At 63.1% G+C, this 24,118-nt stretch carries 20 protein-coding genes; 15 read left to right on the plus strand and 5 right to left on the minus strand.

Features of this window, described 5'->3' with window-relative positions; all coding sequences use genetic code 11:
* Nucleotides 1–102 precede the first annotated feature (102 nt).
* The 9 genes from ECTHA_RS0111855 to ECTHA_RS0111895 all read left to right on the plus strand — a co-directional run bounded on the left by ECTHA_RS0111855 (nt 103) and on the right by ECTHA_RS0111895 (nt 7,872).
* On the plus strand, nt 103–2,211 hold the full coding sequence (locus ECTHA_RS0111855) for a chemotaxis protein CheA (protein ID WP_025281239.1): 2,109 nt from the start codon (nt 103–105) through the stop codon (nt 2,209–2,211).
* Nucleotides 2,212–2,274: 63 nt separating this feature from the next.
* The gene (locus ECTHA_RS0111860; RefSeq protein ID WP_026623759.1) at nt 2,275–3,396 is read left to right on the plus strand and encodes a protein-glutamate methylesterase/protein-glutamine glutaminase; all 1,122 of its coding nucleotides are present in this window, start codon (nt 2,275–2,277) and stop codon (nt 3,394–3,396) included.
* Between the two features lie 4 nt (nt 3,397–3,400).
* Nucleotides 3,401–4,144: a flagellar motor protein gene (locus ECTHA_RS0111865; RefSeq protein WP_025281240.1), complete on the plus strand. Its 744-nt coding sequence runs from the start codon at nt 3,401–3,403 to the stop codon at nt 4,142–4,144.
* Between the two features lie 38 nt (nt 4,145–4,182).
* The gene (gene motD / locus ECTHA_RS0111870; RefSeq protein ID WP_026623760.1) at nt 4,183–5,070 is read left to right on the plus strand and encodes a flagellar motor protein MotD; all 888 of its coding nucleotides are present in this window, start codon (nt 4,183–4,185) and stop codon (nt 5,068–5,070) included.
* Nucleotides 5,070–5,873, plus strand: a complete 804-nt coding sequence (locus ECTHA_RS0111875) for a ParA family protein (RefSeq protein WP_035369593.1) — start codon at nt 5,070–5,072, stop codon at nt 5,871–5,873. The genes motD and ECTHA_RS0111875 overlap by 1 nt, the downstream gene beginning before the upstream one ends.
* Nucleotides 5,870–6,541 (plus strand): chemotaxis protein CheW, encoded by a 672-nt coding sequence (locus ECTHA_RS18115; RefSeq protein WP_025281241.1) that lies wholly within the window; start codon nt 5,870–5,872, stop codon nt 6,539–6,541. Before ECTHA_RS0111875 ends, ECTHA_RS18115 begins: the two co-directional genes overlap by 4 nt.
* A gap of 107 nt (nt 6,542–6,648) precedes the next feature.
* A complete protein-coding gene (locus ECTHA_RS0111885) occupies nt 6,649–7,128 on the plus strand; it encodes a chemotaxis protein CheW (protein WP_025281242.1) in 480 nt (159 codons plus the stop codon).
* 76 nt (nt 7,129–7,204) lie between these two features.
* Complete coding sequence (locus ECTHA_RS0111890; protein WP_025281243.1) at nt 7,205–7,465, plus strand: hypothetical protein; 261 nt, start codon at nt 7,205–7,207, stop codon at nt 7,463–7,465.
* Nucleotides 7,462–7,872 (plus strand): DUF2802 domain-containing protein, encoded by a 411-nt coding sequence (locus ECTHA_RS0111895; RefSeq protein ID WP_025281244.1) that lies wholly within the window; start codon nt 7,462–7,464, stop codon nt 7,870–7,872. Before ECTHA_RS0111890 ends, ECTHA_RS0111895 begins: the two co-directional genes overlap by 4 nt.
* Here ECTHA_RS0111895 and ECTHA_RS18120 read toward each other — a convergent pair.
* A complete protein-coding gene (locus tag ECTHA_RS18120; RefSeq protein WP_025281245.1) occupies nt 7,857–8,222 on the minus strand; it encodes an EscU/YscU/HrcU family type III secretion system export apparatus switch protein in 366 nt (121 codons plus the stop codon). The genes ECTHA_RS0111895 and ECTHA_RS18120 overlap by 16 nt on opposite strands.
* Nucleotides 8,219–9,439 carry a flagellar hook-length control protein FliK gene (fliK, locus tag ECTHA_RS0111905; RefSeq protein WP_025281246.1) on the minus strand — a complete coding sequence of 407 codons (1,221 nt, stop codon included), beginning with the start codon at nt 9,437–9,439 and terminating at the stop codon, nt 8,219–8,221. Before fliK ends, ECTHA_RS18120 begins: the two co-directional genes overlap by 4 nt.
* 201 nt (nt 9,440–9,640) lie before the next feature.
* On the opposite strand from fliK, the gene ECTHA_RS0111910 reads away from it, so the two are divergent.
* Nucleotides 9,641–10,174, plus strand: coding sequence for a low molecular weight protein-tyrosine-phosphatase (locus tag ECTHA_RS0111910; RefSeq protein ID WP_051582645.1), 534 nt, complete (start codon nt 9,641–9,643; stop codon nt 10,172–10,174).
* Between the two features lie 58 nt (nt 10,175–10,232).
* Here the strand turns inward: ECTHA_RS0111910 and ECTHA_RS18125 are convergent, their stop codons facing one another.
* Nucleotides 10,233–13,229: an Rne/Rng family ribonuclease gene (locus ECTHA_RS18125; RefSeq protein ID WP_025281248.1), complete on the minus strand. Its 2,997-nt coding sequence runs from the start codon at nt 13,227–13,229 to the stop codon at nt 10,233–10,235.
* A gap of 419 nt (nt 13,230–13,648) precedes the next feature.
* On the opposite strand from ECTHA_RS18125, the gene ECTHA_RS0111920 reads away from it, so the two are divergent.
* The 3 genes from ECTHA_RS0111920 to ECTHA_RS0111930 are packed head-to-tail and all read left to right on the plus strand — an operon-like array spanning nt 13,649 to nt 16,308.
* Nucleotides 13,649–14,611, plus strand: coding sequence for an RluA family pseudouridine synthase (locus ECTHA_RS0111920; RefSeq protein ID WP_026623763.1), 963 nt, complete (start codon nt 13,649–13,651; stop codon nt 14,609–14,611).
* A 33-nt stretch (nt 14,612–14,644) separates the two neighbouring features.
* Entirely contained in the window at nt 14,645–15,337 is a 693-nt protein-coding gene (locus ECTHA_RS18130) for an HAD-IA family hydrolase (protein ID WP_035369595.1), read from the plus strand.
* Nucleotides 15,334–16,308, plus strand: coding sequence for a S49 family peptidase (locus tag ECTHA_RS0111930; protein WP_025281250.1), 975 nt, complete (start codon nt 15,334–15,336; stop codon nt 16,306–16,308). Before ECTHA_RS18130 ends, ECTHA_RS0111930 begins: the two co-directional genes overlap by 4 nt.
* A 72-nt stretch (nt 16,309–16,380) precedes the next feature.
* On the opposite strand, the gene ECTHA_RS0111935 is transcribed toward ECTHA_RS0111930, so the two are convergent.
* Complete coding sequence (locus tag ECTHA_RS0111935) at nt 16,381–16,974, minus strand: DUF502 domain-containing protein (RefSeq protein WP_025281251.1); 594 nt, start codon at nt 16,972–16,974, stop codon at nt 16,381–16,383.
* Between the two features lie 217 nt (nt 16,975–17,191).
* Between ECTHA_RS0111935 and ECTHA_RS0111940 the strand changes: the two genes are divergently transcribed.
* Both ECTHA_RS0111940 and ftsH read left to right on the plus strand, forming a co-directional pair.
* Nucleotides 17,192–20,977 carry a magnesium chelatase subunit H gene (locus ECTHA_RS0111940; RefSeq protein WP_025281252.1) on the plus strand — a complete coding sequence of 1,262 codons (3,786 nt, stop codon included), beginning with the start codon at nt 17,192–17,194 and terminating at the stop codon, nt 20,975–20,977.
* Between the two features lie 21 nt (nt 20,978–20,998).
* A complete protein-coding gene (ftsH, locus tag ECTHA_RS0111945) occupies nt 20,999–22,963 on the plus strand; it encodes an ATP-dependent zinc metalloprotease FtsH (RefSeq protein WP_026623764.1) in 1,965 nt (654 codons plus the stop codon).
* On the opposite strand, the gene nspC is transcribed toward ftsH, so the two are convergent.
* Entirely contained in the window at nt 22,960–24,108 is a 1,149-nt protein-coding gene (gene nspC / locus ECTHA_RS0111950; RefSeq protein ID WP_025281254.1) for a carboxynorspermidine decarboxylase, read from the minus strand. The genes ftsH and nspC overlap by 4 nt on opposite strands.
* Between the last annotated feature and the right edge of the window lie 10 nt (nt 24,109–24,118).

Raw genomic sequence — 24,118 nt, forward strand, 5'->3', positions numbered from 1 at the left:
TCCAAGGGCCCACCTCCGGGTGTATGCCCATTTCAGATTTCCCCGAGTTGGCCGCCAACCTGGGAGTGAGAAGGGCATCCGCACGACGCGCGAGAACAAGGCATGACTCTGGACACCGACGACGAAATCCTGAACGACTTCCTCATAGAGGCCAGTGAGATCCTGGATGCCCTCGGTGAGCAGTTGGTGCAGTTGGAGCGAACCCCCGACGACAAGGACCTGCTGAACTCCGTCTTCCGCAGTTTCCACACCATCAAAGGCGGCGCCGGGTTCCTCAATCTGGAAAACCTGGTGAAGATTTGTCACCGCGCCGAGGACGTCTTCAACCTGCTGCGCCAGGGGCAGCGTCGTGCCGATAGCAACCTGATGGACATCATCCTTCAGGTGCTGGATGTGCTTAACCGGATGTTCGATGAATTGCGTTCTGGCCAGGAGCCTGAGCCCGCCCCTGACCATCTGCTGGCGGCCCTGGAGCCGCTCACTTACCCCGAGGGAGAAGAACCCGCACACCTGTCCCCCCCTCCCGCAGCGGCGCCTGCCGAGCCTGCCGAACCAACCCCGGCACCTTCCACCCCCATGCCACCGGTGGAAACGGCTGACGGGGATATCACTGACGAAGAGTTCGAGGCGCTCCTGGATGCCATGCAGGAGGGCAAGGACAACAAACAGCCCGGAAATGGCGCCGGCACTTCACCGGTGGCGTCACCCGCAGAGGCGACCCAGCAGGGCGGTGATGAGATCACGGATGCAGAATTCGAGCAATTGCTGGACGAGCTTCAAGGCAAGGGGGCCTCGGCAGGTGGGCAGTCCACTGCGCCAGCGGCCGGCAGCGGCCAGGATGAACTGATCTCCGAGGACGAATTCGAGAATCTGCTGGATCAGTTGCATGGCAAGGGTCAGGCCCCCCAGCCTCAGAAGCCGACCGGTGGTGAGACCGTCAAGGAAGAGTCCCGGGCAGCCTCGCCGCCGGCTTCCAAGCCGACCTCCACCGGGGAGGCCGCCCCCCCGGAGGCACCCGCGCCCACGCAGGCCAAGGCAGCGCCGGCAGAGACCTCGGTTCGGGTGGATACCAAGCGCCTGGATGACATCATGAACCTGGTGGGTGAACTGGTTCTGGTGCGTAACCGACTGGCCACGCTGCGCTCACGCATGAAGGATGAGCAGGTCTCCAAGGCCGTCACCAATCTGGATGTGGTCACTGCGGATCTGCAGGCCGCAGTCATGAAGACCCGGATGCAGCCCATCAAGAAGGTCTTTGGTCGTTTTCCCAGGGTGGTCCGTGATCTGGCGCGCACCCTCAAGAAAGAGATCAACCTGGAGCTGGAGGGAGAGGATACCGACCTGGACAAGAATCTGGTGGAGGCCCTGGCCGACCCGCTGGTGCACCTGGTGCGCAATGCGGTTGACCATGGTATTGAATCTCCCGAGGAGCGCCAGGCAGCGGGCAAGGCACGTGCGGGCCGGGTGGTGCTCTCCGCCAATCAGGAAGGCGACCACATCCTGCTCACCATCTCCGATGACGGCAAGGGAATGGATCCCGATGTGTTGCGGGGCAAGGCCGTCGAGAAGGGTATGATGGACGAGGACGCGGCCGCGCGACTGACGGATCATGATGCCTTCAACCTGATCTTCCGGGCCGGTTTTTCCACCAAGACGGAGATATCCGACGTCTCGGGCCGCGGCGTGGGCATGGATGTGGTCAAGACGCGCATTGCCCAGCTCAACGGTCGCGTGGAAATCACCTCGGCGCCTGGGCAGGGCAGCACGCTCAGTATTCGTCTTCCTCTGACCCTGGCCATTCTGCCCACCCTGATGGTGGTGCTGGGCAAACAGCGTTTCGCATTGCCGCTGGCCAATGTCAGCGAGATCTTTGATCTGGATCTGTCGCGTACCAACCGGGTGGATGACCAGGAGGTCATCATGGTCCGTAACCGTTCCTTGCCGCTTTACTACCTGCGGCGCTGGCTGGTGTCCGGCGACGCACCCGCCGGGGAAGGCGTGGGGCATGTGGTGGTGGTGTTTGCCGGCAACCAGCGGGTGGGGTTCGTGGTGGACAGCCTCATTGGTCAGGAAGAGGTGGTGATCAAGCCTTTGGGCAATGTCCTGCATGGGGTACCCGGGCTGGCCGGTGCCACCATTACCGGTGATGGGGGCATTGCCCTGATCCTTGATGTGCCCGGCTTGTTGAAAAGTTATGCCCGGCGCCTGTGAGCGTCGGGTTCTTCTGTAACATCGTGGCCCGTTGGATGGGCTCATGGATAACGGAGGCGGTGAATGGCGGTTCGCGTTCTGGTGGTGGATGATTCCGGGTTCTTCCGGCGTCGCATCGTGGATATCCTGAATGCGGACCCCTCCCTTGAGGTGGTGGGTACGGCCAGCAATGGCCAGGAAGCCATTGATCAGGTCATTGCGCTCAAGCCCGATGTGGTGACCATGGACATCGAGATGCCCGTGATGGACGGGATCACGGCGGTGCGCCGCATCATGGCGCGTCAGCCCACGGCCATTCTCATGTTCTCATCACTAACCTTCGAGGGGGCCAAGGCCACCCTGGATGCACTGGAAGCGGGTGCCGTCGATTTTCTGCCCAAGCGTTTCGAGGATATCGCCCGGGATCAGCAGGAAGCCCGTGATGTGCTGTGTCGCCGGGTGCGCACCATCGGTCGCCGCGCAGCCGTCAGGTCAGGACGCGACAACGGCTCACGCGCCACGGCACCCGCCCCCAAGTCAGCCCCTCCGGCCACAGGACGATCGATCGCTCAGCCTTCCGTGGCAACCGCGCCTCGTGCGTCTCGGGGAAGCGGCGACCGGGCGCCCCCGGTTCTGCGGGATTTCAAGGTGGTGTTGATTGGTACATCAACGGGCGGGCCCCTGGCCTTGCAGAAGGTTCTTGCCGCCCTGCCGGCCCATTTCCCACTCCCCTTGTTGCTGGTTCAGCACATGCCCGCCAGTTTTACGCCGGCCTTTGCACAGCGCCTGGATCAGCTGTGCAGTATCCGCGTCAAGGAGGCCGAAGACGGTGACGCGCTGCAGCCTGGCCTTGCCCTGCTGGCTCCCGGGGGACGACAGATGCAGGTGGAGTGTCGCGGCGGGCAGTCGCGGGTGCGTATCACCGAGAGCGCTGTTGATCAGCATTATCGACCTTGCGTGGATGTCACTTTCAACTCCGCCGCCGCCTGCTTCCGTGGTGATGCCCTGGTCATCGTGATGACCGGTATGGGGGCGGATGGTCGTGAGGGTGCCCGGTTGCTCAAGCGATGTGGTTCCACGGTCTGGGCACAGGACGAGGCCACCTGTGTGGTCTACGGCATGCCCGCAGCCATTGCCGAGGCCGGGTTGGCGGATCGGATATTGCCCTTGCCCCAGATCGGCAAGTTGTTGGCGGAGGCCTGCTGATATCATGGATATCCTCAGTCTCATTGGTGTGATGCTGGCGTTGGTGGCGGTGTTCGGCGGCACCATTGCCAAGGGCAGTGGTCTTGCGGCGCTGTGGAACGGCGCGGCATTCGTCATCGTGATCCTGGGCACGATTGCGGCGGCCCTGGTGCAAACCCGTCCTGCGGTGTTCATGCGTGCCTTCCGCATCCTGCCTTGGGTGTTTGTTCAGCCTCGACTCGAGCCGGAGGCGACGATCGAGAAAATCGTCAGTTGGAGCCAGGTGGCGCGCAAGGAGGGGCTGCTGGGGCTGGAGTCCCTGGCCGAGGAAGAGACGGATGTGTTCTCGAAGAAGGGGCTTCAACTGCTGGTGGATGGCACGGAACCCGACAATATCCGCACCATTCTCGAAGTGGAGATGGGCACCAAGGAGGACTTCGACACTCAGGCCGCCAAGGTGTTCGAGAGCATGGGGATCTATGCGCCCACCATGGGAATTGTGGGTGCGGTGATGGGTCTGATGGCGGTGATGCAGAACCTGGCGGACCCAAGCCGGCTCGGTGCCGGTATCGCCGCGGCCTTCGTTGCTACAATCTATGGTATTGCCTCGGCCAATCTTTTCTTTCTTCCCATGAGCAACAAGCTCAAGACCACGATTCAGAATCAGAGTGCCCATCGGGAAATGATCGTGGAGGGCATCATCTCCATCGCCGAGGGAGAGAATCCCCGTAACATCGAGACCAAACTGCAAGGTTATTTGCAGCGATAGGGCCTTGAAAAAATTGCCTTTATGCCGATATTGACACTATGGCCAAACGCCGCAAAAAACATGAGGATCACGTAAATCACGAGGCATGGGCGATTCCCTATGCGGACCTGCTCGTGCTGTTGCTGGCGTTTTTTGTGGTGATGTATGCCATTTCCTCGGTGAACGAGGGTAAATATCGGGTGTTATCGGAATCTCTGGTGAACGCCTTTGGCACCCCCCCGCGGGCTGTGGACCCGATTCAGGTGGGGGAGCCCACCCGCGCCCCGCGCCCCGCCATCCTCGAAACGCCGCCGCTGACTGCGCCCATCGAAATGCCGGAAATGACCCGCAGCCTGGAATCCATGCTGGCGGATGTGGATGTGGAGGGCCTTGCCGAGGCCGTGGCCGGGATCAATTTCATGGCAGACGAGATCAGTGAGGCCATGCGCCCCTTGATCGAAGCCGGAATGATCGATGTGGGGCGGGATCGCCTCTGGATCGAGGTTCAGATCAACACCAGCATCCTGTTTGCCAGTGGGAGTGCCAATCTGGCGACCGAGGCCGTGCCGGTGCTGGAGACTCTGGCGGAGATCCTCAGCCGTTTCCCGGTGCGTGTTCATGTGGAAGGGCATACCGATAACATCCCCATCAGCAGTCCCGTGTACCCCTCCAACTGGGAGCTCTCCTCAGGGCGGGCGGCCACGGTGGTGAATCTGCTCGCCCGCAATGGCCTGGATCCGGATCAGATGGCCGCCATCGGTTTTGGTGAGTACCGGCCCATCGCCAGCAACGACACGCCGGAAGGGCGGCGGGATAATCGGCGGGTGAATATCGTCATCCTGGCCGGGAAGCGCCCCCGCGCCGAGGATGGGGATCCCCCCGAGATGCTTCGGGAGGATATGGAGATGCTGCTGGATCGCCAACGCGTTGGCCCGGGGGGATTGTGATGAGCACCGTGACCTGGGCTGTGGCCAATCAAAAGGGTGGGGTGGGCAAGACCACCACCACTGTCACCCTGGGTGGGCTGCTGGCACTGCGGGGCCACGATACACTGCTGGTGGATCTGGATCCCCATGGCTCCCTCACGGCCTATTTTGGCTACGATCCCGAGGGCGCCACCGGGGGCGTCTACAGCCTTTACCAGCGATCCGCCGAGCGCAAGCCCCTGGATGCCTTCGCTGCGGTACGCCAGACCCGCTATGAACACCTGTATGTGATGCCGGCATCCACCGCCCAGGCCACCCTGGACCGGCAACTGGGCACCCGCGAGGGCATGGGGCTGGTCATCAAGCGCGCCATTGCCAGCATGCAGGACCGCTTCGATTTCGTGTTGCTGGATTGCCCGCCGATGCTGGGTGTGTTGATGGTGAATGCCCTGGCGGCCTGTGATCGGTTGCTGATTCCGGTGCAGACGGAATTTCTTGCCATCCGCGGTCTCGACCGCATGCTGCATACGCTGAAGATGGTACAGAAATCCCGCAAGCAACCACTGGAGTACCTGGTGGTGCCCACCTTGTTCGATCGTCGCACGCGGGCCTCCACTCAGGCCCTCTGGGAATTGCGTGATCAATATCGCGACTGCCTGTGGCCGGGCGTGATCACCGTGGACACCAAGTTTCGTGAAGCCAGCGTGGCCGGCGAACCCCTGCCCGTGATGATGCCCGAGGCACGGGGTAGTCAGGCCTACGCACGCCTGCTGGACTGGTTGCTCAATTCAGCCAGCCATTGCCAGCAGAAGGCGGTGTCATGAAGGATCGTCCACAGAAAACCCTGATCGTTGAAGAACAACAGGCCCTGACCGCCTACCTGGATGGTCTGCTTCAGGAGATCGCCCTTGACGAGGCAGAGCCCGAGCCCATCGCCGCGAAGGTGGCGCCAGGTCCGCGGTTGGTGACTCAGCCGAAACTGGTGTCGGTGCCTCAGGTGGCGCCACCGGTTCCCGCTGCCACGCTGGCACCGCGGCAAGCGATGCCGCCCGACTGGGCCCAGGGTGCCTTTCAGTGTCTGCTGTTCCGGCTGGCTGGACTGCCGCTTTCGGTTCCTCTGATCAAACTCAACGGCATCATGGAGATGCCCGAGAAGATCACGCCCATGCCGGGCCACAGCCCATTGTTCATGGGGCTGGTGAATCGCCATGGACGCAAGGTGAAGGTGGTGGATATCACCCAGTTGGTGATGCCCCGGGACCGGATACCTGAGCGTTCGCCGCCACGCAATCTCATCCTCATCGATGACGCCCGCTGGGGGCTGGCCTGCGACAGGGTTGAAGAAACCCTGACCGTCACCGCGGAGCAGGTACGATGGCGCTCGTCCCAGGGCAAGAGGCCCTGGTTGGCTGGCACGATGATCCAGCATCTGTGTGCCATCCTGGATGTGGACTATCTGGCGTCTTCCCTGGAAGACGGCAACTGGGGTTGAGCACTCAACGCATTCAAAATGATCTGACAGGCTGCCGCTTTGATGGGCTCCAACCCGGAGTCGGTGGCTGCAGGTAACGTAAAAACCGACCGAGGTTCCACTCTCTCATGGCCAAAGAATCCCAATCTGCCTCCGCGACCCATGCCACTCAGTACGTCACGTTCCGGCTGGCGGAGGAAACCTATGCCATCAACGTCATGCAGGTGCAGGAGGTGCTGCGGGTTGCCGAGATTGCCCCGGTGCCTGGGGCACCGCACTATGTGCTGGGAATCATCAATCTGCGCGGCAATGTGGTCACAGTGATCGATGCCCGGCGGCGCATGGGGTTGATGGACAAGGAATCGGATGATTCTTCCAGGGTGGTGATCATCGAGGTGACCGGGCAAGTGATCGGCATCCTGGTGGACAGTGTGGCGGAGGTGATTGAGTTGGCTGAAAAGGATGTGGACCCGGCCCCCAACGTGGGCAACGATGAGAGTTCAAAATACATCCAGGGTGTGGCAAGCCGCGAGGGTGAATTGACTATTGTGGTGGATCTGAACAAACTGCTCACCGACGACGAGTGGGCAGAGGTGGCCAGTCTTTAACAGGGTACCTGCCAGCATGTGAATCTGAAGGTCACAATGGCCCTGTTGGGCCGTTTCTTCAAAGGGGAAGGTCATCATGGCGGCTGAAACTCCGATTTCCCCGATCCACCCCACCATTCCGGGTCGCCCCGTCCCGGAGGAGGGCGATGACTACCGGCGTAACCCCAGACGCCGGCCCGAGAGGAAGGAGCCTGGAAACGACGCGGATGATGCCAAGGAGAAGCACCACGACAAGGATAAGGGCATCAAGGACAAGGACAAGGACAAGGACAAGGCTCGGGACACGCCCCGACCGCCCAAGGATCAGGATCCCGATCACATCGACGAGTACGCATGACCCTGACAATTGCCATTGGCGGCGCGCTATTACTGTTATTCGCCCTGGCCCTCTCTGCGGCCAGCATGTGGGTGTGCGCCCGACAGTCCCGTAGCATGAAGGAAATGGAATTCCGGCTGCAGAGCCAGGAACGCGCTTTGGGTGCCCTGCGCGGTGCCCTGAGCGCACTGCATGTGGAGGATCAGCATGCCGAGGAATATCGTACGCGGATCGAGCGTCAGATCGCGCGGCTGGCTGAACAGCAGGAAGAGCTGTTGCTGAGGGTGCCGGATGAGGGTGCCTATCAGCATGCCCTGAGGCTGGTGCGACAGGGGGCCGGGCGCGAAGCGCTGGTGGATCAGTGTGGTCTGTCGTTGGGCGAGGCTGAACTCTTGCTGGCCATGCACCGGGATCAGTCGCCTTCCTGAGATTGTCGGTCCCGTATCGGCGTGACGTCCACAACACCCTCCTCCTTGTCCGACGCCTGCCCGGGCCGAGCGTCGCCGGGACGGCGGCCGCTGAGCATGTAGATGAAGGCCAGCACCTCCGCCACCGCCACGTAAAGGTTTTCCGGGATCTCATCCCCCAAAGGGATCTGGGCCAGTGCCGAAGTCAGGGCAGCGTCTTCATGGACGGGTACCCCATGTTCTCCGGCCAGTTCCAGGATCTGCCGGGCAATATCCCCGCCCCCCTTGGCGGTCAGCCGCGGTGCTCCCTTGCCGGTGTATTTCAGGGCAATGGCCTGGCGTGAGTCGGGCCTGGAATGCTTGCCGCTCATGCGTGGCCGTCCACGATGGGGCCACGCGCCGAAGAGGCCGCAGGCGAGGGTGGGTTCTCGGGAGGTTCTCCTTCACGGCAAGTGATGTTCAGGACCTGCAGATCCCGTGACTCCAGGTTTACACGCAGTTGGGGCAGGGCCTCCTGGATGGTCGCCCGGGATGTGTCGGAATCCGTCCAGAACTGGGTGCTGACGTGGTTCCCGCGCACCACGACGCGGATGGTGAGCGGGCCGAGTTCAGGGAGATGCAGGGCCAGGTCGGCACGCCAGGAACGCTCGTTGTCCTTGTGGTTCTGCCGAGCGTCACGATCCAGCCGCAGGTGTACCAGATCCGTGTTCTGACCATGGCGCAAGGCCAGTTCCATCAGCCATCGGGGAGTGGCCTCGTCCGGGCTGTCGGCACTGGATAACTGATGCATGACCATGCGGGCCAGCGAGCGCTCCACCTGCTGGCGCAGCGTATCCAGCAGTGGTTCACGCGTCAGGTTGGCCAGTTGTGCCGGCGCGGCGCGAGCCTGGGCCACGGGGGCGCTGTCCCTCAGTGGGGGAGGCGTGCTTCCCAAGGCGGTTCGTCCTTCCGAGCGCGGCGCAGGAGTGGAACGTATTTGCTCTGCAAGGGATAGCAGGCGGGCCTTGAGATCCTGATGGATGATGCCCCGGGGGTCCGCGCGCGTGGCGGCAGCACCGGCCAGGCGTGCCTCGAGGAACAGGCCCGAGTCACGCATGACCTGCCTGAGGCCTTCGCCGGTCATGGCGCTTTCCCGGTTGGGGATGGCCTGCCACAGGGCCTCCAGCGCCTGTCTTACCGCCGCTGGGAGCTGTTGGGCGGCTGGGCTGCCTGTCTGGTTGAGTTGTTGCAGCGAGGCCATGAGCGGGGCCTGGCTGCCCTGTTGGGGGGCCCACTGGCGGAGCAGGGGAGGAAGCGTGCTGTTCATGCCCGGGTTCGCCCCCCGGGGGGCTTCACGCATCAGGGTGAGCTCCAGCCGGGGCTTGACGCTGGCCACCTGCAGACGCAGGCTATCGCCGGTCTGCACATGGACGGGCAGGCGCGCCTCAACCGTCTGCCCGCCCAGCCTCAGTTGCACCGGTTGACCCGCCGTGGCGGCCTGCCCTATCACACGGGCCTGAAGCACCTGTCCTGCCTGTAGGGGGCGCTGGCTCACGGCGCCGGAGTCGGCAAGCTGCACTCTTGTCAGGTTGGTGGGGATATCGATCATTGAATCGGATGGATCTGGTCTGGTATGGAATCCCGGGATGGGAACGTGGTCAATGAAAGGCAGGTGATATGTCCCCGGTGGTGGGGACTTGGTCTCATGTCCGGGGCGATGAAGTCAACACCCCGTGGCCGGAGATGGCTTGACACAGGATGGTTTCATCCCGGCATTCACTGAAGATTAATCGGCAAAGAAGATCGACCTATGAGATGGTTTCAACGCGTATTGCAGTCAGAATCCGAACAGGGTGGCAGCAGCTCCAGGGTGGGTGTGCTGTTCGTGTGCCTGGGCAATATCTGCCGCTCACCGACGGCTCAGGGGGTGTTCGAGCATCTGTTGGCAGAACAGGGATTGACGGATCGGATTCACGTGGACTCGGCCGGCACCCATGCCTATCACGTGGGGAAACCGCCGGATGATCGGGCGCGCAAGGCGGCCATGAACCGTGGGATTGATCTGAGTGGACAACGGGCCCGACGGTTGGAACCGGGAGATCTGCAGCGTTTTCACTACGTGCTGGCCATGGACCGTGAGAATCTCGCCAACATTCGTGCCCTGATGAAATCGACCCCGATGGGCCAGTTGGGACTGATGATGGAGCACGCGCGGGCCTGGTCGGAGAAGGAGGTGCCCGATCCCTACTATGGGGGCACCAACGGCTTTGAACGCGTGCTGGATATGGTGGAGGATGCGTCGCGGGGTCTGCTTGAACAGATACGCCGCGAGCATGGTTTCTGAGGTCGGGGATCTGTCGGTGTAGATGGGATGGGCCGTCAAGACCCATCCCCGCACGGTCTTACTGACCTGACTTCTGTGAGTCCGGCGCGCCCTCGGTGGAGGGCTGATCGGACTGTTCCCGTGATTCATCCGGGCTGGAGGTGGCCTGCTTGGCCACGGCCTGGAGCTTTTCCATCTCCTCCCGCGACACCCGGCGCTCACCGCCGCCAGAACCCTGGCTTTCCTCATTGCGGTCGCTGCGTCCCGAACTTCTCCGGCCACCGCGGGTACGCCTGGACGGCCCGCTCTTTTCCTGCCCCTCAGGGCTGGCGGTTTCCGGCTTTTCTTCAGAGTCACCCCCGCTGGACGTCGAGGGGGAGGTGTCGGCGGTATCGGCCTTGCGCCTGGAACTCGTGTCTTCATCCCGCTTTTGCAATGAGCGGGAGTGGGGTACGGACTCCTCATGGGTCAGCTTCGCCACCTCCTGTGTATCCTCGGCGCCCGTTTTGGCCTTGGCAGGGGCAGGGGCCTGTTGAGCCTGGTCATTCACTGGGGCCTCGTCTGGCGTCTTTGCCTGGGCCTTGTTTGCAGCTGGCTTGTCCTGTGGCTCTTCGGTGCGCTCGCGCTTGTCGGAGCCCCTTTTCCTGGGGGTCCGTTCCACGCCGGATGACGCTTCGTCGGATTCGCCTTCAGCTTGCGAGTTGCGATCGTTATCGTCCTGACGACCCTCGGTGTTACCGGCGCTGCTCCGACGACGGCGACGCCCTCCGCGACGACCCCGGCTACGACCACTACCACTGCGGCCGCCCCCGCTGGACCCTTCCTGCTCCTGCGGCTGATCGTTGCCTTGCGGCTGAGTGGCCTCGCCTGTTGATGCCTCAGCCTGTGCCTCGTCCACCTCGTTGCTGCGAGTCTCGGGTTGCACCTTGGGGGTGTCGGCTTCTTTATCGCGACTCCGGGTGTCTTCCTTCTGGCCTTCCTGACCGCCCTTGGTGGCGCTCGCCTGAGAGCTCTTGCCGGTTTCCGCGGGCTTGGGCTGAGTTGTTTCCTCTGCAACATTGGGCTGAGTGTTGCGGCTCTGGTTCTTGTCCTCGCTCGGGTTCTCGTTGCCGTCGCGTCCACCTCGGCGCGTGCGACCACCGCCGCGGCGTGTGCGATTACCGCGGTTACCGTTGCCGCCTTCCTTGTCCTTATCCGCTTGCGAACGCTCGCGGCGCTGTGGGCCGCCGGGGGCCACGTTGCGGGTGCGCGCGGGCCGCTGAGCGCCCCCACTGCGGGTACCTTGCCCGGATGACGCGGTACGCTGGGAAGGGCGGGAGGTGCCGCTGTCGCCATCGACGCTGCGGGACTCGGGTCTTTGCCCGCCATTGGAGAAGAGGCTGGTCCAGATGCGGTTGAAAAGGCCAGGGAGGGACACGGGAGAGACGGGTTTTTTCTGCTCGGGTGCCGCCTCGGCCTGTGCCGGCGCTGCGGTCGGAGCTGGTGTGGAGGGCGAGATCGTCTGTACCAGGGCCTTTTCCAGACGCGCCGCCCGTGGCTGGTTGACCAGTTCCGGCTCCTCCTCCGTGAGCAGTTGATAACTGCTCTTGTCGCCGATCTCGTCGGCGGATTCGTCGTCACGCATGCGGCGTACGGTGAAATGGGGCGTAAGGAGGTTGGGGCTGGGAACGAGGGTGATGTCCACGTGATAGCGGGATTCGATGGTGGAGATCACCTGGCGCTTTTCATTGAGCAGGAACGTGGATACATCCACGGGCAGGTGCGCAAGTACCCGGCTGGTCTTTTCCTTCATGGCCTCTTCCTCCACCAGTCGCAGCACCGAGAGGGAGAGGGATTCCACGCTGCGGATATGGCCGTGGCCGTTGCAGCGGGGGCAGACGTTCTGACTGGACTCGCCCAGGGAGGGGCGCAGGCGCTGGCGGGACATCTCCAGCAGGCCGAAGCGGGAAATCCGCCCCACCTGCACACGAGCGCGATCCATTTCCAGGGCTGAACGCAGCCGGTTTTCCACTTCCCGCTGGTTCTTGTTGGGGGCCATGTCGATGAAGTCGATGACGATCAGGCCGCCCAGATCCCGCAGGCGCAGTTGCCGAGCGATCTCCTCGGCGGCCTCCAGGTTGGTGTTCAGGGCGGTTTCTTCGATGTCGCTACCTTTGGTGGCCCGGGCGGAGTTCACGTCGATGGAGATCAATGCTTCCGTGTGATCGATGACGATTGCACCGCCGGAGGGCAGGGTGACATCGCGCTGGAAGGCCGCTTCGATCTGGCTCTCGATCTGATAGCGGTTGAACAGTGGGACATGGTCCTCGTAGAGCTTGAGCTTGCGCAGGTTATTGGGCATCACCTGCTGCATGAAGTCCTGGGCCTGGGTGTACACCTTGGGGTCGTCGATGACGATCTCGGCGATGTCGTTGCGCATGTGATCCCGCAGGGTGCGGATGATGACATTGCTCTCCTGGTAGATCAGGAAGGGGCCCTTGTTGCTCTGGGCGGCCTCATCGATGGAGGTCCAGAGGGTCTTGAGGTATTCCAGGTCCCACTGGAGTTCCTCGACGCTGCGACCCACCCCGGCCGTGCGGGCAATGAGGCCCATGCCCTGGGGGACCTCCAGTTGCGCCAGGGATTCTCGGATCTCGCTGCGCTCCTCGCCTTCAATTCGGCGGGAGACGCCCCCGGCGCGGGGGTTGTTGGGCATCAGGACCAGGTAGCGTCCGGCCAGACTGACGAAGGTGGTCAGGGCCGCACCCTTGGTGCCGCGCTCCTCCTTCTCCACCTGAACGATGAGCTCCATGCCCTCCTTGAGGCCGGTCTTGGGCGAGGCATCGCCATCTTCACCTTGAGGGAGGTAGCTGCGGGCAATCTCCTTGAAGGGCAGGAACCCATGGCGATCGGCGCCGTAATTGATGAAGGCGGCCTCAAGACTGGGTTCAACCCGGGTGATGACCCCCTTGTAGACGTTGGCCTTTTTCTGTTCCCGGGAAGGGAGTTCGATGTCCAGATCGAAGAGTTTCTGGCCGTCCACCATGGCCACACGCAGCTCTTCGGGCTGCGTGGCATTGACAAGAATTCGTTTCATGAAGTGTGTCTCGAGTGCGTGGCCCAGCTACGCCCGGGCGGTGACCCGGCGTCGGCGGTGCCGCATGGGGTGGTCGCACGGCGCTGAACAGCAGCGCCCACGCGCACAACCATGGGAACACAACGCCCGCGCGGGAATCGCGCCGGGGCGTGGGGGCAAAGTTGTCCAAAAATCCGCTCAGAATCATCAAATTGAGTTGGCGTTTCGTGAGCGATTGTCCGTTGAGGGGAAACGTGACTTGCCGTTGGCAGGCGTCTCCCGGTGGTGTTCTGTTGAGTCGCGGGGTGGGGCGATTCGGGTGGGCAGCAGGCACTGCCGGGCCGATCCCGTATCATGCCGAGTCAACCCAGCGCGACACGGTATAGTACCAATGTTGCAAAAGAGCATCAAACCTTTGAATGACCTGTTATTATCCGCGCATGCCAGAAACACCTCAAAGCCCCGCCTCGCGGGTTGCCCATGTCCAGGTTACCCGGGACGAGGACGGCCAGCGCGTGGACAACTTTCTCATGCGTCGATTGAAGGGCGTGCCCCGCAGCCGCATCTATCGTTTGCTGCGCAAGGGGGAGGTGCGGGTCAACAAGGGTCGCTGCAAACCGGATCAACGCCTCTGTGTGGGCGATGTGGTGCGCATCCCGCCGGTGACTCGCGGTGAGAAAAAACTGGAGGAACTGCCACTGCCCGAAGGCCTGGCGCGAACCCTCGCCGACGCCGTGTTGCTGGAAGACGATGACCTGCTCATTCTGAACAAGCCAGCGGGCCTGCCGGTGCATGGAGGCAGTGGCGTGCCGGTGGGCGTCATCGAGGGCTTGCGGCGGCTCAGGCCCGAATCGGGTTTCCTGGAACTGGCCCATCGCCTGGATCGGGAGACCAGCGGTTGCCTGGTGCTGGCACGCAATCGTCCAGCCCTGCTGGCCTTTCATGAACTGTTGCGCGATGGCAGGGTCGATAAGGTCTACTGCGCCCTGGTGGCGGGTCGCTGGCAGGGCGGACCCCGCCGCGTTGCCCAGAGCCTGTCGCGCACGGATCGTCGTGGCGAGGTGCGCCTGGTGCAGGTGGATGAGGAGGGGCAGGATGCGGATAGCTTCTTCACGCCGCGTCAGGTGTTTGCCGAGGCCACGCTCATGGATGTGCAGATCGGCACGGGCCGCACCCACCAGATCCGGGTCCATGCTGCTCACGAAGGGCATCCCGTGGCGGGTGATCGGCATTACGGTGATTTCGAATTCAATCGGCGGATGAAGCGTCTGGGCCTCAAGAGACAGTTTCTTCATGCCGCCTCCTTGCAGTTCATGCTGCCTACCCAGGGTCGTGCATACAACGTGTTGGCGCCGCTGGATCCCGCCCTGGAGAGGGTTCTGGAGAGGCTGGAACCCCGCTGATTTTGGCTTTATCGACGACAAACCGACATCATCATGGCCAATCCCTATCAATTGCTCATCTTCGACTGGGATGGAACCCTCATGGATTCCATCGGGCGCATCATCGCCTGCCTTCAAGGTTCCATCTCTGCCCTGAAACTGGAGACGCGGCCACCGGATGAATTGCGTCATGTCATTGGCCTGGGCATGCGCGAGGCCATCGTCGACCTGTACCCACAGGCGGATGATGCGCTGATCCGGGACTTCACGGCCGCTTATCGGGAGCGCTTTCTCCACACGGACAATACTCCCGCGCCACTCTTCCCTGGCGTGACCGACCTGCTGGACGACCTGGCGGAGCAGGGTTACTGGCTGGCCATCGCGACCGGCAAGTCCCGGGCGGGGCTTGACCGGGTGTTGAAGGATACCCGTCTGGAAAAACGGTTTCTGGCCACCCGCTGCGCCGACGAGAGCTTCTCCAAACCCCATCCCCAGATGCTGGAATCCCTCCTGGATGAACTGGGCGTGGCGCCCTCCGATGCCTTGATGATCGGCGACAGCAATCTGGATCTGCTCATGGCGGTCAATGCACGCACGCAAGGACTGGGGGTGACCTCGGGCGTGCATGATGCCCGGGAACTGTGGCTGCATCAGCCCAGGGCCGTGCTGAACGGGGTGGGCCAGTTGCCGGCGTGGTTGCGGGAGGGCCGGGCGCTAGATCAACCACTGAGCAAGGAACCCATATGAGTGAAGAAAACGAAACCGCCAGCCAGCGCAAAACGGATCCGGCTCCCGAAAACTGGGAGCGGGAGGCCCTGCGGGAGATTGCCCTGGCAGGCATCAAGGAGCGACGTGCCACCCGGCGCTGGGGCATCTTTTTCAAGACCCTGGGCTTTCTCTACCTTTTCTTTCTGCTGTTCATGTTCATGGACGGCATGTCCGCGCGGGATGCCGAGCGCAAGGCCAGTCACACGGCCCTGGTGGACGTGCAGGGGATCATCAGCGAGGGCAGCGCCGCCAGTGCCGACCTGGTGGTGAGTTCCCTCAAGGCGGCCTTCGAGAACAGTCGTACCCAGGCGGTGATCATCCGCATCAACAGCCCCGGGGGCAGTCCGGTGCAGGCTGGCTACATCAATGACGCCATCGGTCATCTTCGGGAGGAACACCCGGACATCCCTGTCTATGCCGTCATTGCCGACGTGGGAGCCTCGGGTGGCTACTACATTGCCGCCGCCGCTGATTACATCTATGCCGACAAGGCCAGTATCGTGGGTTCCATCGGTGTTCGCCTGGACAGTTTCGGCTTTGATGAGGCCATCGAACGTCTGGGCATCGAGCGACGTCTGCTCACCGCTGGTGGCAACAAGGGCCTGATGGATCCCTTCCTGCCGGTGAACGAGGAGGAGAAGGCTCACCTGCAGGCCATGCTGGACGGCATTCATGCCCAGTTCGTGGAAACGGTCAAGGCCGGCCGTGGGGATCGCCTGGGCAATGATCCTGATCTCTTCACCGGTCTGGTCTGGACCGGGGAACAGAGCCTGGAAATGGGTCTGGTGGATGGCCTGGGCAGTGCCGGCTACGTGGCCCGCGAGGTGATTGGCGAGCCCAATATCGTCGATTTCACCCGTAAGCAGGATCTGTTCTCGCGCCTGGCTGAAGGGTTCGGGGTATCCCTGCTGCGCGTGATGGAACAATGGGGGCAGGGCAACCTGCGATAGCCTGGTGGTCGCGATGCTCGCGGGCGGACCGAGGGTCCGCCCGCATGGCCTTGCAGACGGCCGGGCTGCCGGTCACTCGTCGCGCCGCGCCGACACGCCCGCCGTCAGGGTGTAACGCATGGCGTCCTCCAGGGACAGATCCAGCGGCTCCACCCGATCGCGGGGCAGCATCAGCGTGTAGCCGCCAATCTGATAGCTCATGGGCAGATACACCGCGATGGTGCCCTGCTTGCCCAGGGTGTCCGGCAGGCCCTCGAAGTCACTGCGGGTGACGAACCCCACCAGACGGGCGTCCATGCCGGGCAGGGTGACCATCACGGCTTCACCGAAGCGTTCGTGAATGTCACCGGAAAAGAGCCGGGTGACGTCGCGCACCACGCCGTGGATGGTCTTCACCACGGGGATGCGCTCCATCCACCCCTCCACCCAGCGAAAGATCCCCTGAACCAGGTACACCCGGAGCAGCACGCCCAGGGCGAAGATCAGGGCGATGCCCGTGAGCAGGCCCATGCCGGGGAAGTAGAGCACATCCGGCAAAATGGCCTTGAGTAGGGTGCCGAGCCCCTGCTCCAGGGTGTTGCTCAGCCAGAGCACCAGGGCGAGGGTGACGACGATGGGCAGGATGGCGGCGAGGCCGGCGAGAAATGTACGGGTCAATCCTTTCAAGACTTACCTCCAGGCCGCGACACACTATAATGTGCGGCTACGGCGGTTGGGATTTTTGGGGAGTGTCCGGGTATCAAGCACGATCAGTGCCCGGATGTGCGTGCTGAATGTCCACCTTGGTTGACACCCGCAGCGGGTCGATCTAATTTGACACGCATCCCAAGGGTGAATCCAGATCCGCGCCCGAAAAAACACAAGTCGACAGGCACCTGAATCTATGGCATCCAAGCCCTCGTCAGCAGCCGATCAAACCCCTGTACGGGTAGTGATCGTGACCATGGACACCCATCTGGCCAGCGCCGCCGACCGTGCTCGCGCCGAGCTCAGGCACGAGTTGCCAGGGTTGAAGTTCTCGCTTCATGCTGCCTCCGAGTGGGCCGCGGATGAAGAGGCCCTGGAGCAGTGCAAGGCCGATGTGGCCAAGGCCGACATCATCATCACCACCATGCTGTTCCTGGAGGACCAGTTTCAGCAGATCCTGCCGGACCTGCAGGCGCGTCGTGACGACTGCGATGCCATGGTGTGTGCCATGTCTGCCGGCGATGTGACCAAGCTGACCCGCATGGGCAGCTTCGACATGTCCAAGCCCAGCAGTGGCCCCATGTCCTTGCTCAAGCGACTGCGGGGCAAGAAGGAAGGGGATTCCAAGGCCAGCGCTGGCGCCCAGCAGATGAAGATGCTGCGCCGTATTCCTCAGCTGCTACGGTTCATCCCGGGCACGGCCCAGGACGTGCGCGCTTACTTCATCACCCTGCAGTACTGGCTGGGTGGCTCGGAAGAGAACATGGCCAACATGATCCGCTTCCTCGTGGATCGCTATGCCGATGGTCCGCGTCGCAGCCTGCGGGGCAAGCTCACCATCGCGTCCCCGGCGGAATACCCCGAGGTGGGTGTATACCACCCGGACATGAAAAAGCGTCTCTCGGATCGCCTCCAGGATTTGCCGGGCCGGTTGTCCGAGCGCGGCCCCAAGGGGCGTGTGGGCGTGCTGCTGCTGCGTTCCTACGTACTGGCCGGCAACTCCGGGCATTACGACCCGGTGATCCGTGGGTTGGAAGAGGCCGGCTTGCAGGTGGTGCCGGCGTTCGCCTCGGGCCTGGATTCGCGCCCTGCCATCGAGCAGTTCTTCATGGAAGACGGTCGACCCACGGTGGATGCCGTGGTCTCCCTGACCGGATTCTCGCTGGTGGGTGGCCCGGCCTACAACGATGCCAATGCCGCGCAGGAAATCCTCTCCAAGCTGGATGTGCCCTATATCGCCGCCCATCCGGTGGAATTCCAGACCCTGGATCAATGGGGCAACTCCGAACGTGGCCTGCTGCCCGTGGAGAGCACCATCATGGTGGCCATTCCGGAGCTGGACGGCTGCATCGCCCCCATGGTGTACGGCGGACGCCCAGGCCCGGAAGGTGCCATCTGCGCCGGTTGCGAACGCCATTGCAAGTTCACCGATTCCGAGAATACCCAGGACATGTTCACCTGTCCGGAGCGCACCGGCATGCTGGTCTCCCGCGTGCGGCGCCTGGTGGAACTGCGGCGCGCCGAGCGGGCCGAGCGCAAGGTGGCCATTGTCCTGTTCAACTATCCGCCCAACGCCGGTAATACCGGCACCGCCGCCTACCTGGGCGTGTTCGAGTCCCTGCTCAATACCCTGAAGAAGATGAAGGAAGAGGGGTATCAGGTGGAGGTGCCCGACAGCGTGGATGAACTGCGCGACAGCATCATCCATGGCAACAAGGATCAGTATGGTGCCGATGCCAACGTGCACACCATGATCCCCGCCGAGGATCACGTGCGCCGCGAGCGCTGGCTCAAGCAGATCGAGGGGCAGTGGGGGCCGGCACCGGGCAAGGTGCTGACCAATGGCAGCTCGATCTTCGTGTTGGGCAAACAGTTCGGCAATGTGCTGGTGATGGTGCAGCCCTCCTTTGGCTACGAAGGTGACCCCATGCGCCTGCTGTTTGAGCGCGGTTTTGCGCCCACTCATGCCTTCTCGGCCTTCTACCGTTACCTGCGCGAGGACTTCAAGGCCCATGCCGTGCTGCATTTCGGCACCCACGGGGCCCTGGAGTTCATGCCCGGCAAGCAGGTGGGCATGTCCGGGGCCTGCTGGCCTGATCGCCTCATTGGCGATATCCCGAACATGTACCTGTATGCCTCCAACAACCCCTCGGAGGGTGCCATCGCCAAGCGTCGCTCCGGCGCCACCCTGATCAGCTACCTGACGCCGCCCGTGTCCCATGCGGGCCTGTATCGTGGATTGCTGGACCTGAAGAGTTCCATTGATCGCTGGCGCGGTCTCGAGCCTTCTCAGGAGCATGAGCGTGGAGAACTGGCCGAACTGATCCAGTCCCAGGCCGCCGAGCTGGAACTGGCCAAACCCGAGCCCCTCTGGGATGTGCCCGGCGGGGAGGCCGAGGAACGGGTGCGCAAGCTGGGCGAGGAGATCCTGGAACTGGAATACACCCTGATCCCCTACGGGCTGCACGTGGTGGGCACCCCCCTGGGCGAGGACGAGCGTATCGACATGCTCATGGCCATGGCCGAAGCCTCCCAGGATACCCGCCTGGAGCGCTCCGTGGTGGAGACCCTGGTCAAGACCGGCTCGGTGGATGATGCCCTCCAGGAGGCCGGATTCCAGAATGACAACGAGCGCCGGGAGCAGTTCGAGCAGTTGGCCCGTTCCAATGAGCTCATGTCCCGGGATACGGAGCTGGAGGGTATCCTAAAGGCACTGGACGGTCGCTTCATCAAGCCTGCCCCTGGGGGGGACGTGATGCGTCAGCCCGACGTGCTGCCCACCGGTCGTAACCTCCACGGCTTCGATCCCTTCCGCATCCCCAGTGCCTTTGCGCTGAAGGATGGGGCCATGCAGGCCGAACGCTTGCTGGCCCGCCATGTGGAGGAAGGCAACGGCCTGCCCGAATCCGTGGCCATGGTGCTGTGGGGCAGTGACAACCTCAAGACCGAGGGCAGCCAGATCGGCCAGGTCCTGGGTCTGCTGGGCGCCAAACCCCGCTTCGATAACTACGGTCGTCTGGCCGGCGCCACCCTGATCCCGCTGGAGGAACTGGGTCGGCCCCGGGTGGATGTGCTGATCACGTTGTCCGGCATCTTCCGTGACCTGCTTCCCCTGCAGATCAAACTGCTGGCCGAGGCCACCTTCCTGGCCGCGTCGGCGGAGGAGCCGCCGGAACAGAACTTCGTGCGTGCCCACACCCTGGAATACATGAAGGAGCACGGCTGCGATCTGGAGACGGCCGCCCTGCGTGTGTATGGCAATGCCGATGGGGCCTACGGCTCCAACGTCAACAACCTGGTGGAAAATGGCCGCTGGGACGACGAGGACGAACTGGCCAACACCTATACCCAGCGCAAGGGCTTTGCCTATGGCCGCAGTGGTCGGCCCATGAAGCAGGACACCCTGCTCAAGAGCATGCTCAAGGATGTGCAGCTCACCTATCAGAACCTGGATTCGGTGGAACTGGGCGTGACCACCATCGACAACTACTTCGATACCCTGGGTGGCATCAGCCGTGCCGTGCGCCAGGCCCGTGGTGGTCAGGACGCCCCGGTGTACATCGGCGATCAGACCAAGGGCGAGGGCACGGTGCGCACCCTGTCCGAGCAGGTCTCCCTGGAGACCCGCACCCGGATGCTCAATCCCAAGTGGTACGAGGGGGCCCTCAAGCACGGGTACGAGGGAGTGCGCCAGATCGAGGTGCATATCACCAATACCATGGGCTGGTCAGCCACCACGGGCCAGGTTCAGCCCTGGGTGTACCAGAAGCTGTCCGAGACCTTTGTGCTGGATCCGGAAATGCGCGAACGACTGGCCCAGCTCAACCCCACGGCCTCCGCGAAGATGGCCAACCGTCTCCTGGAGGCCTCGGACCGCAACTACTGGCAGCCGGATGACGAGACCCTGGAGGCCCTGCGCCGCGCCGGCGAGGAGTTGGAAGATCGCCTCGAGGGGATCGAGCAGGAGTCCCCCGCCGCCTGAAAGTGACCGGAGGGTAGGTTTATCGCAAGATCAGATCGCAAGGATCGAAAACCCGGAACGCCATCGCAATCGGAATCCGGTGACCCGCCAGTTCCCCGTTCCCCCTTGTGGGGCGGGGGGGCGCCATCCAACGGCTCCGGATGGGGACAGTGGCAGGGCTTTGTCGCCCTGTCGCTGGCCATCGTGCTGTTTTTCCATTTCACCGATGGGCTTCGGGAATTGGATCATAAGGAACTGTCCTATACCGAGTTCCGTGAGGCGGTTCGCGACGGGCACGTGAGCGAGGTGATCCTGCGCGGCCAGAACATACAGGGTCACTTCAGTGAGGCCGGTCGCCAGTACCGGGAGTTGTCCGACCCGGCCACCTTCGAGACCCTTCGCCCCGAACTGGAAGACCAGCGGCTGCTGGGTCTTCTGGACGATCACGATGTCGATATCACGGCTCAACCGGTCGAGCCTGCCTGGTGGCAACGTGTGCTGCTGGGTGCCCTCCCGTGGATCCTGTTGCTGGGCCTGTTGTTCTGGGCCTCGCAGCGGTTCCAGCAGCGCATGATGGCTGGCGGTGGCGCTGGGGGACCCATGGGGATCGGGAAGTCCGCGGCACGCAGGATTCACAGCGAGGAAAGTGATGTCCGCCTGGATGATGTGGCCGGATCGGACAATGCCAAGAAGGACATCATGGAAGTGGTGGACTTTCTCAAGGATCCCGCGCGTTTTCGCAAACTGGGGGCCACCATGCCCCGGGGCATCCTCATGATGGGGCCGCCTGGCACCGGCAAGACCCTCATGGCCAAGGCCGTGGCGGGCGAGGCCGGTGTGCCCTTCTTCACCCTGAGCGGTTCCGAATTCATCGAGATGTTCGTGGGCGTGGGTGCCTCCCGGGTGCGGGATCTGTTCAAGCAGGCCAAGGAACAGGCCCCTGCCGTCATCTTCATCGATGAACTGGATTCCATCGGGCGCTCCCGTGGGGCGGGCATGGGGGGCGGCCACGACGAGCGCGAGCAGACCCTGAACCAGATTCTCTCGGAAATGGACGGATTCGAGGGGCATGAATCAGTGGTGGTGCTGGCGGCCACCAACCGGCCCGATGTGCTGGACGCGGCGTTGATGAGACCGGGGCGCTTCGATCGCAAGATCACGCTGGAACGTCCGCACAAGCAGGCGCGGCGGGAGATTCTGGACGTGCATGTGCGCAAGGTGCCCCTGGCGGACGATGTGGACCTGGATCGCCTGGCGGCGGGTACCACCGGGTTTTCCGGGGCCGATCTTTCCAATCTGGTGAACGAGGCGGCCCTGCTGGGGGGCCGGCGGGAACTGGATCGGGTGGACTGGGGCTGTTTTTCCGACGCCCGTGATCGCATCCTGCTGGGCGAGGCCCGGGAAAGCCTGTTGTCGGACCGGGAGCGCAAGGTGGTGGCTTACCATGAATCCGGTCATGCGCTGCTGGCGTGGCTGTTGCCCGAAGCCGATTCCCTGGAGAAGGTGACCGTGATTCCCCGGGGGCAGGCCCTGGGGGTGACGGCGCAGGTCCCGGATGAGGAGCGCTACAACTTCAACGAGGGTTATCTGCACGACCGCATGGCAGTCATGTTCGGTGGTCGCCTGGCCGAATCCATCGTCTTCGAACAGGTGAGCAGTGGCGCGGAGAATGACCTGAGGCAGGCCACCCAACTGGCGCGGCGCATGGTGGCGCATTGGGGCATGAATGAGCGCATTGGGCCGGCTGCGTTCCCCCAGGGTCAGGAACATGTCTTCCTGGGCAAGGAACTGGGCCAGGGACGGGAGCACAGCGAGGCCACGGCGGCCCTGATCGACGAGGAAGTCCAGAAGCTGGTTCGCGAGGTGGAGTCCCGCGCGCGCCGCATCCTGGAAGAAAATCGCCAGATGCTGGAGCAGCTGGCGCAGGCGCTACTGGACCGGGAAACCCTGGAAGTGAACGAGATCAGGGAGGTGCTGGGTGAGGCCGGCCAGGGCAGCAGCGCCTAACTCAGGCGCTCCTTGTAGGCCTCGTATCCAAAGGTCCTGACCACCCGGACTTCCCGGGTCTCGGCGTCCACCCGGCAGATGGCCGGCAAACGCATGCCGTTGAAGGTGTTCGTCTTCACCATGGAGTAGTGAGCCATGTCGGTGAAGACCAGGCGATCGCCAATGTTCAAGGGCTGATCAAACGAATACGCCCCGATCATGTCCCCCGCCAGGCAGGTGAGGCCTCCCAGGCGGTAGGTGTGGGCCTTTTCCTCGGGCATGCCGGCGCCGATGATCTCGGGTCGGTAGGGCATTTCCAGTACGTCCGGCATGTGGGCCGTGGCCGAGGTGTCCAGAATGGCGATGGGGCCTTCATTGTCGATGATGTCCAGTACGGTGCTGACCAGGTAGCCTGTGTTCAGGGCAATGGCCTCGCCAGGCTCCAGGTACACAGGAATGCGGTTGTGACGCTCCCGAAAACCGCGTACCAGTTTGATCAGGCGCTCGATATCGTAATCGGGCCGGGTGATATGGTGTCCCCCGCCGAAGTTCACCCACTTGAGACCGGGCAGATATTGCCCGAAGCGGGCCTCGAAGGCCCCCAGGGTGCGCTCCAGCGCATCGCTGTTCTGTTCGCACAGGGTGTGAAAATGAAGCCCATCCAGGCCGGTGAGATCCACCCCTTCCAGATCCCGGACTCGGGTACCCAGGCGTGATCCCGGTGTGCATGGATCATACAACGCCACCGTACCTTCGGAATGCTCGGGATTGACCCGTAGACCGCAGGAGATGGCACGGGGGTGGGCCGCAACACGCTCGCGGTGGTGCAGCCATTGCCCGGGGGAGTTGAAGCTGATGTGGTCGGCGTACTGCAGCACCACCTCCATTTCCGCATCGGAGAAGGCCGGCGAGAAGCAGTGCACCTCACCGCCAAAGGTTTCCGCACCCAGCCTTGCCTCGTCCTGACCGCTGGCGGTGGTGCCCACCAGGTACTGGCTGACCAGCGGGAAGGTATCCCACATGGCAAAGCCCTTGAGGGCCAGCAGAATGCGGGCCCCGCTGTCCTGCTGGACCTGACGCAGCAGCTCCAGGTTGCGGGTCAGCAGGGCGTCGTCCACCACGAAGGCCGGTGAGGGGCAGGCCTGGATATCGAATGGGTTGTTCATGGCCGGACCG

This window comes from Ectothiorhodospira haloalkaliphila ATCC 51935 (assembly GCF_000633935.1).
GTDB lineage: Bacteria > Pseudomonadota > Gammaproteobacteria > Ectothiorhodospirales > Ectothiorhodospiraceae > Ectothiorhodospira > Ectothiorhodospira haloalkaliphila.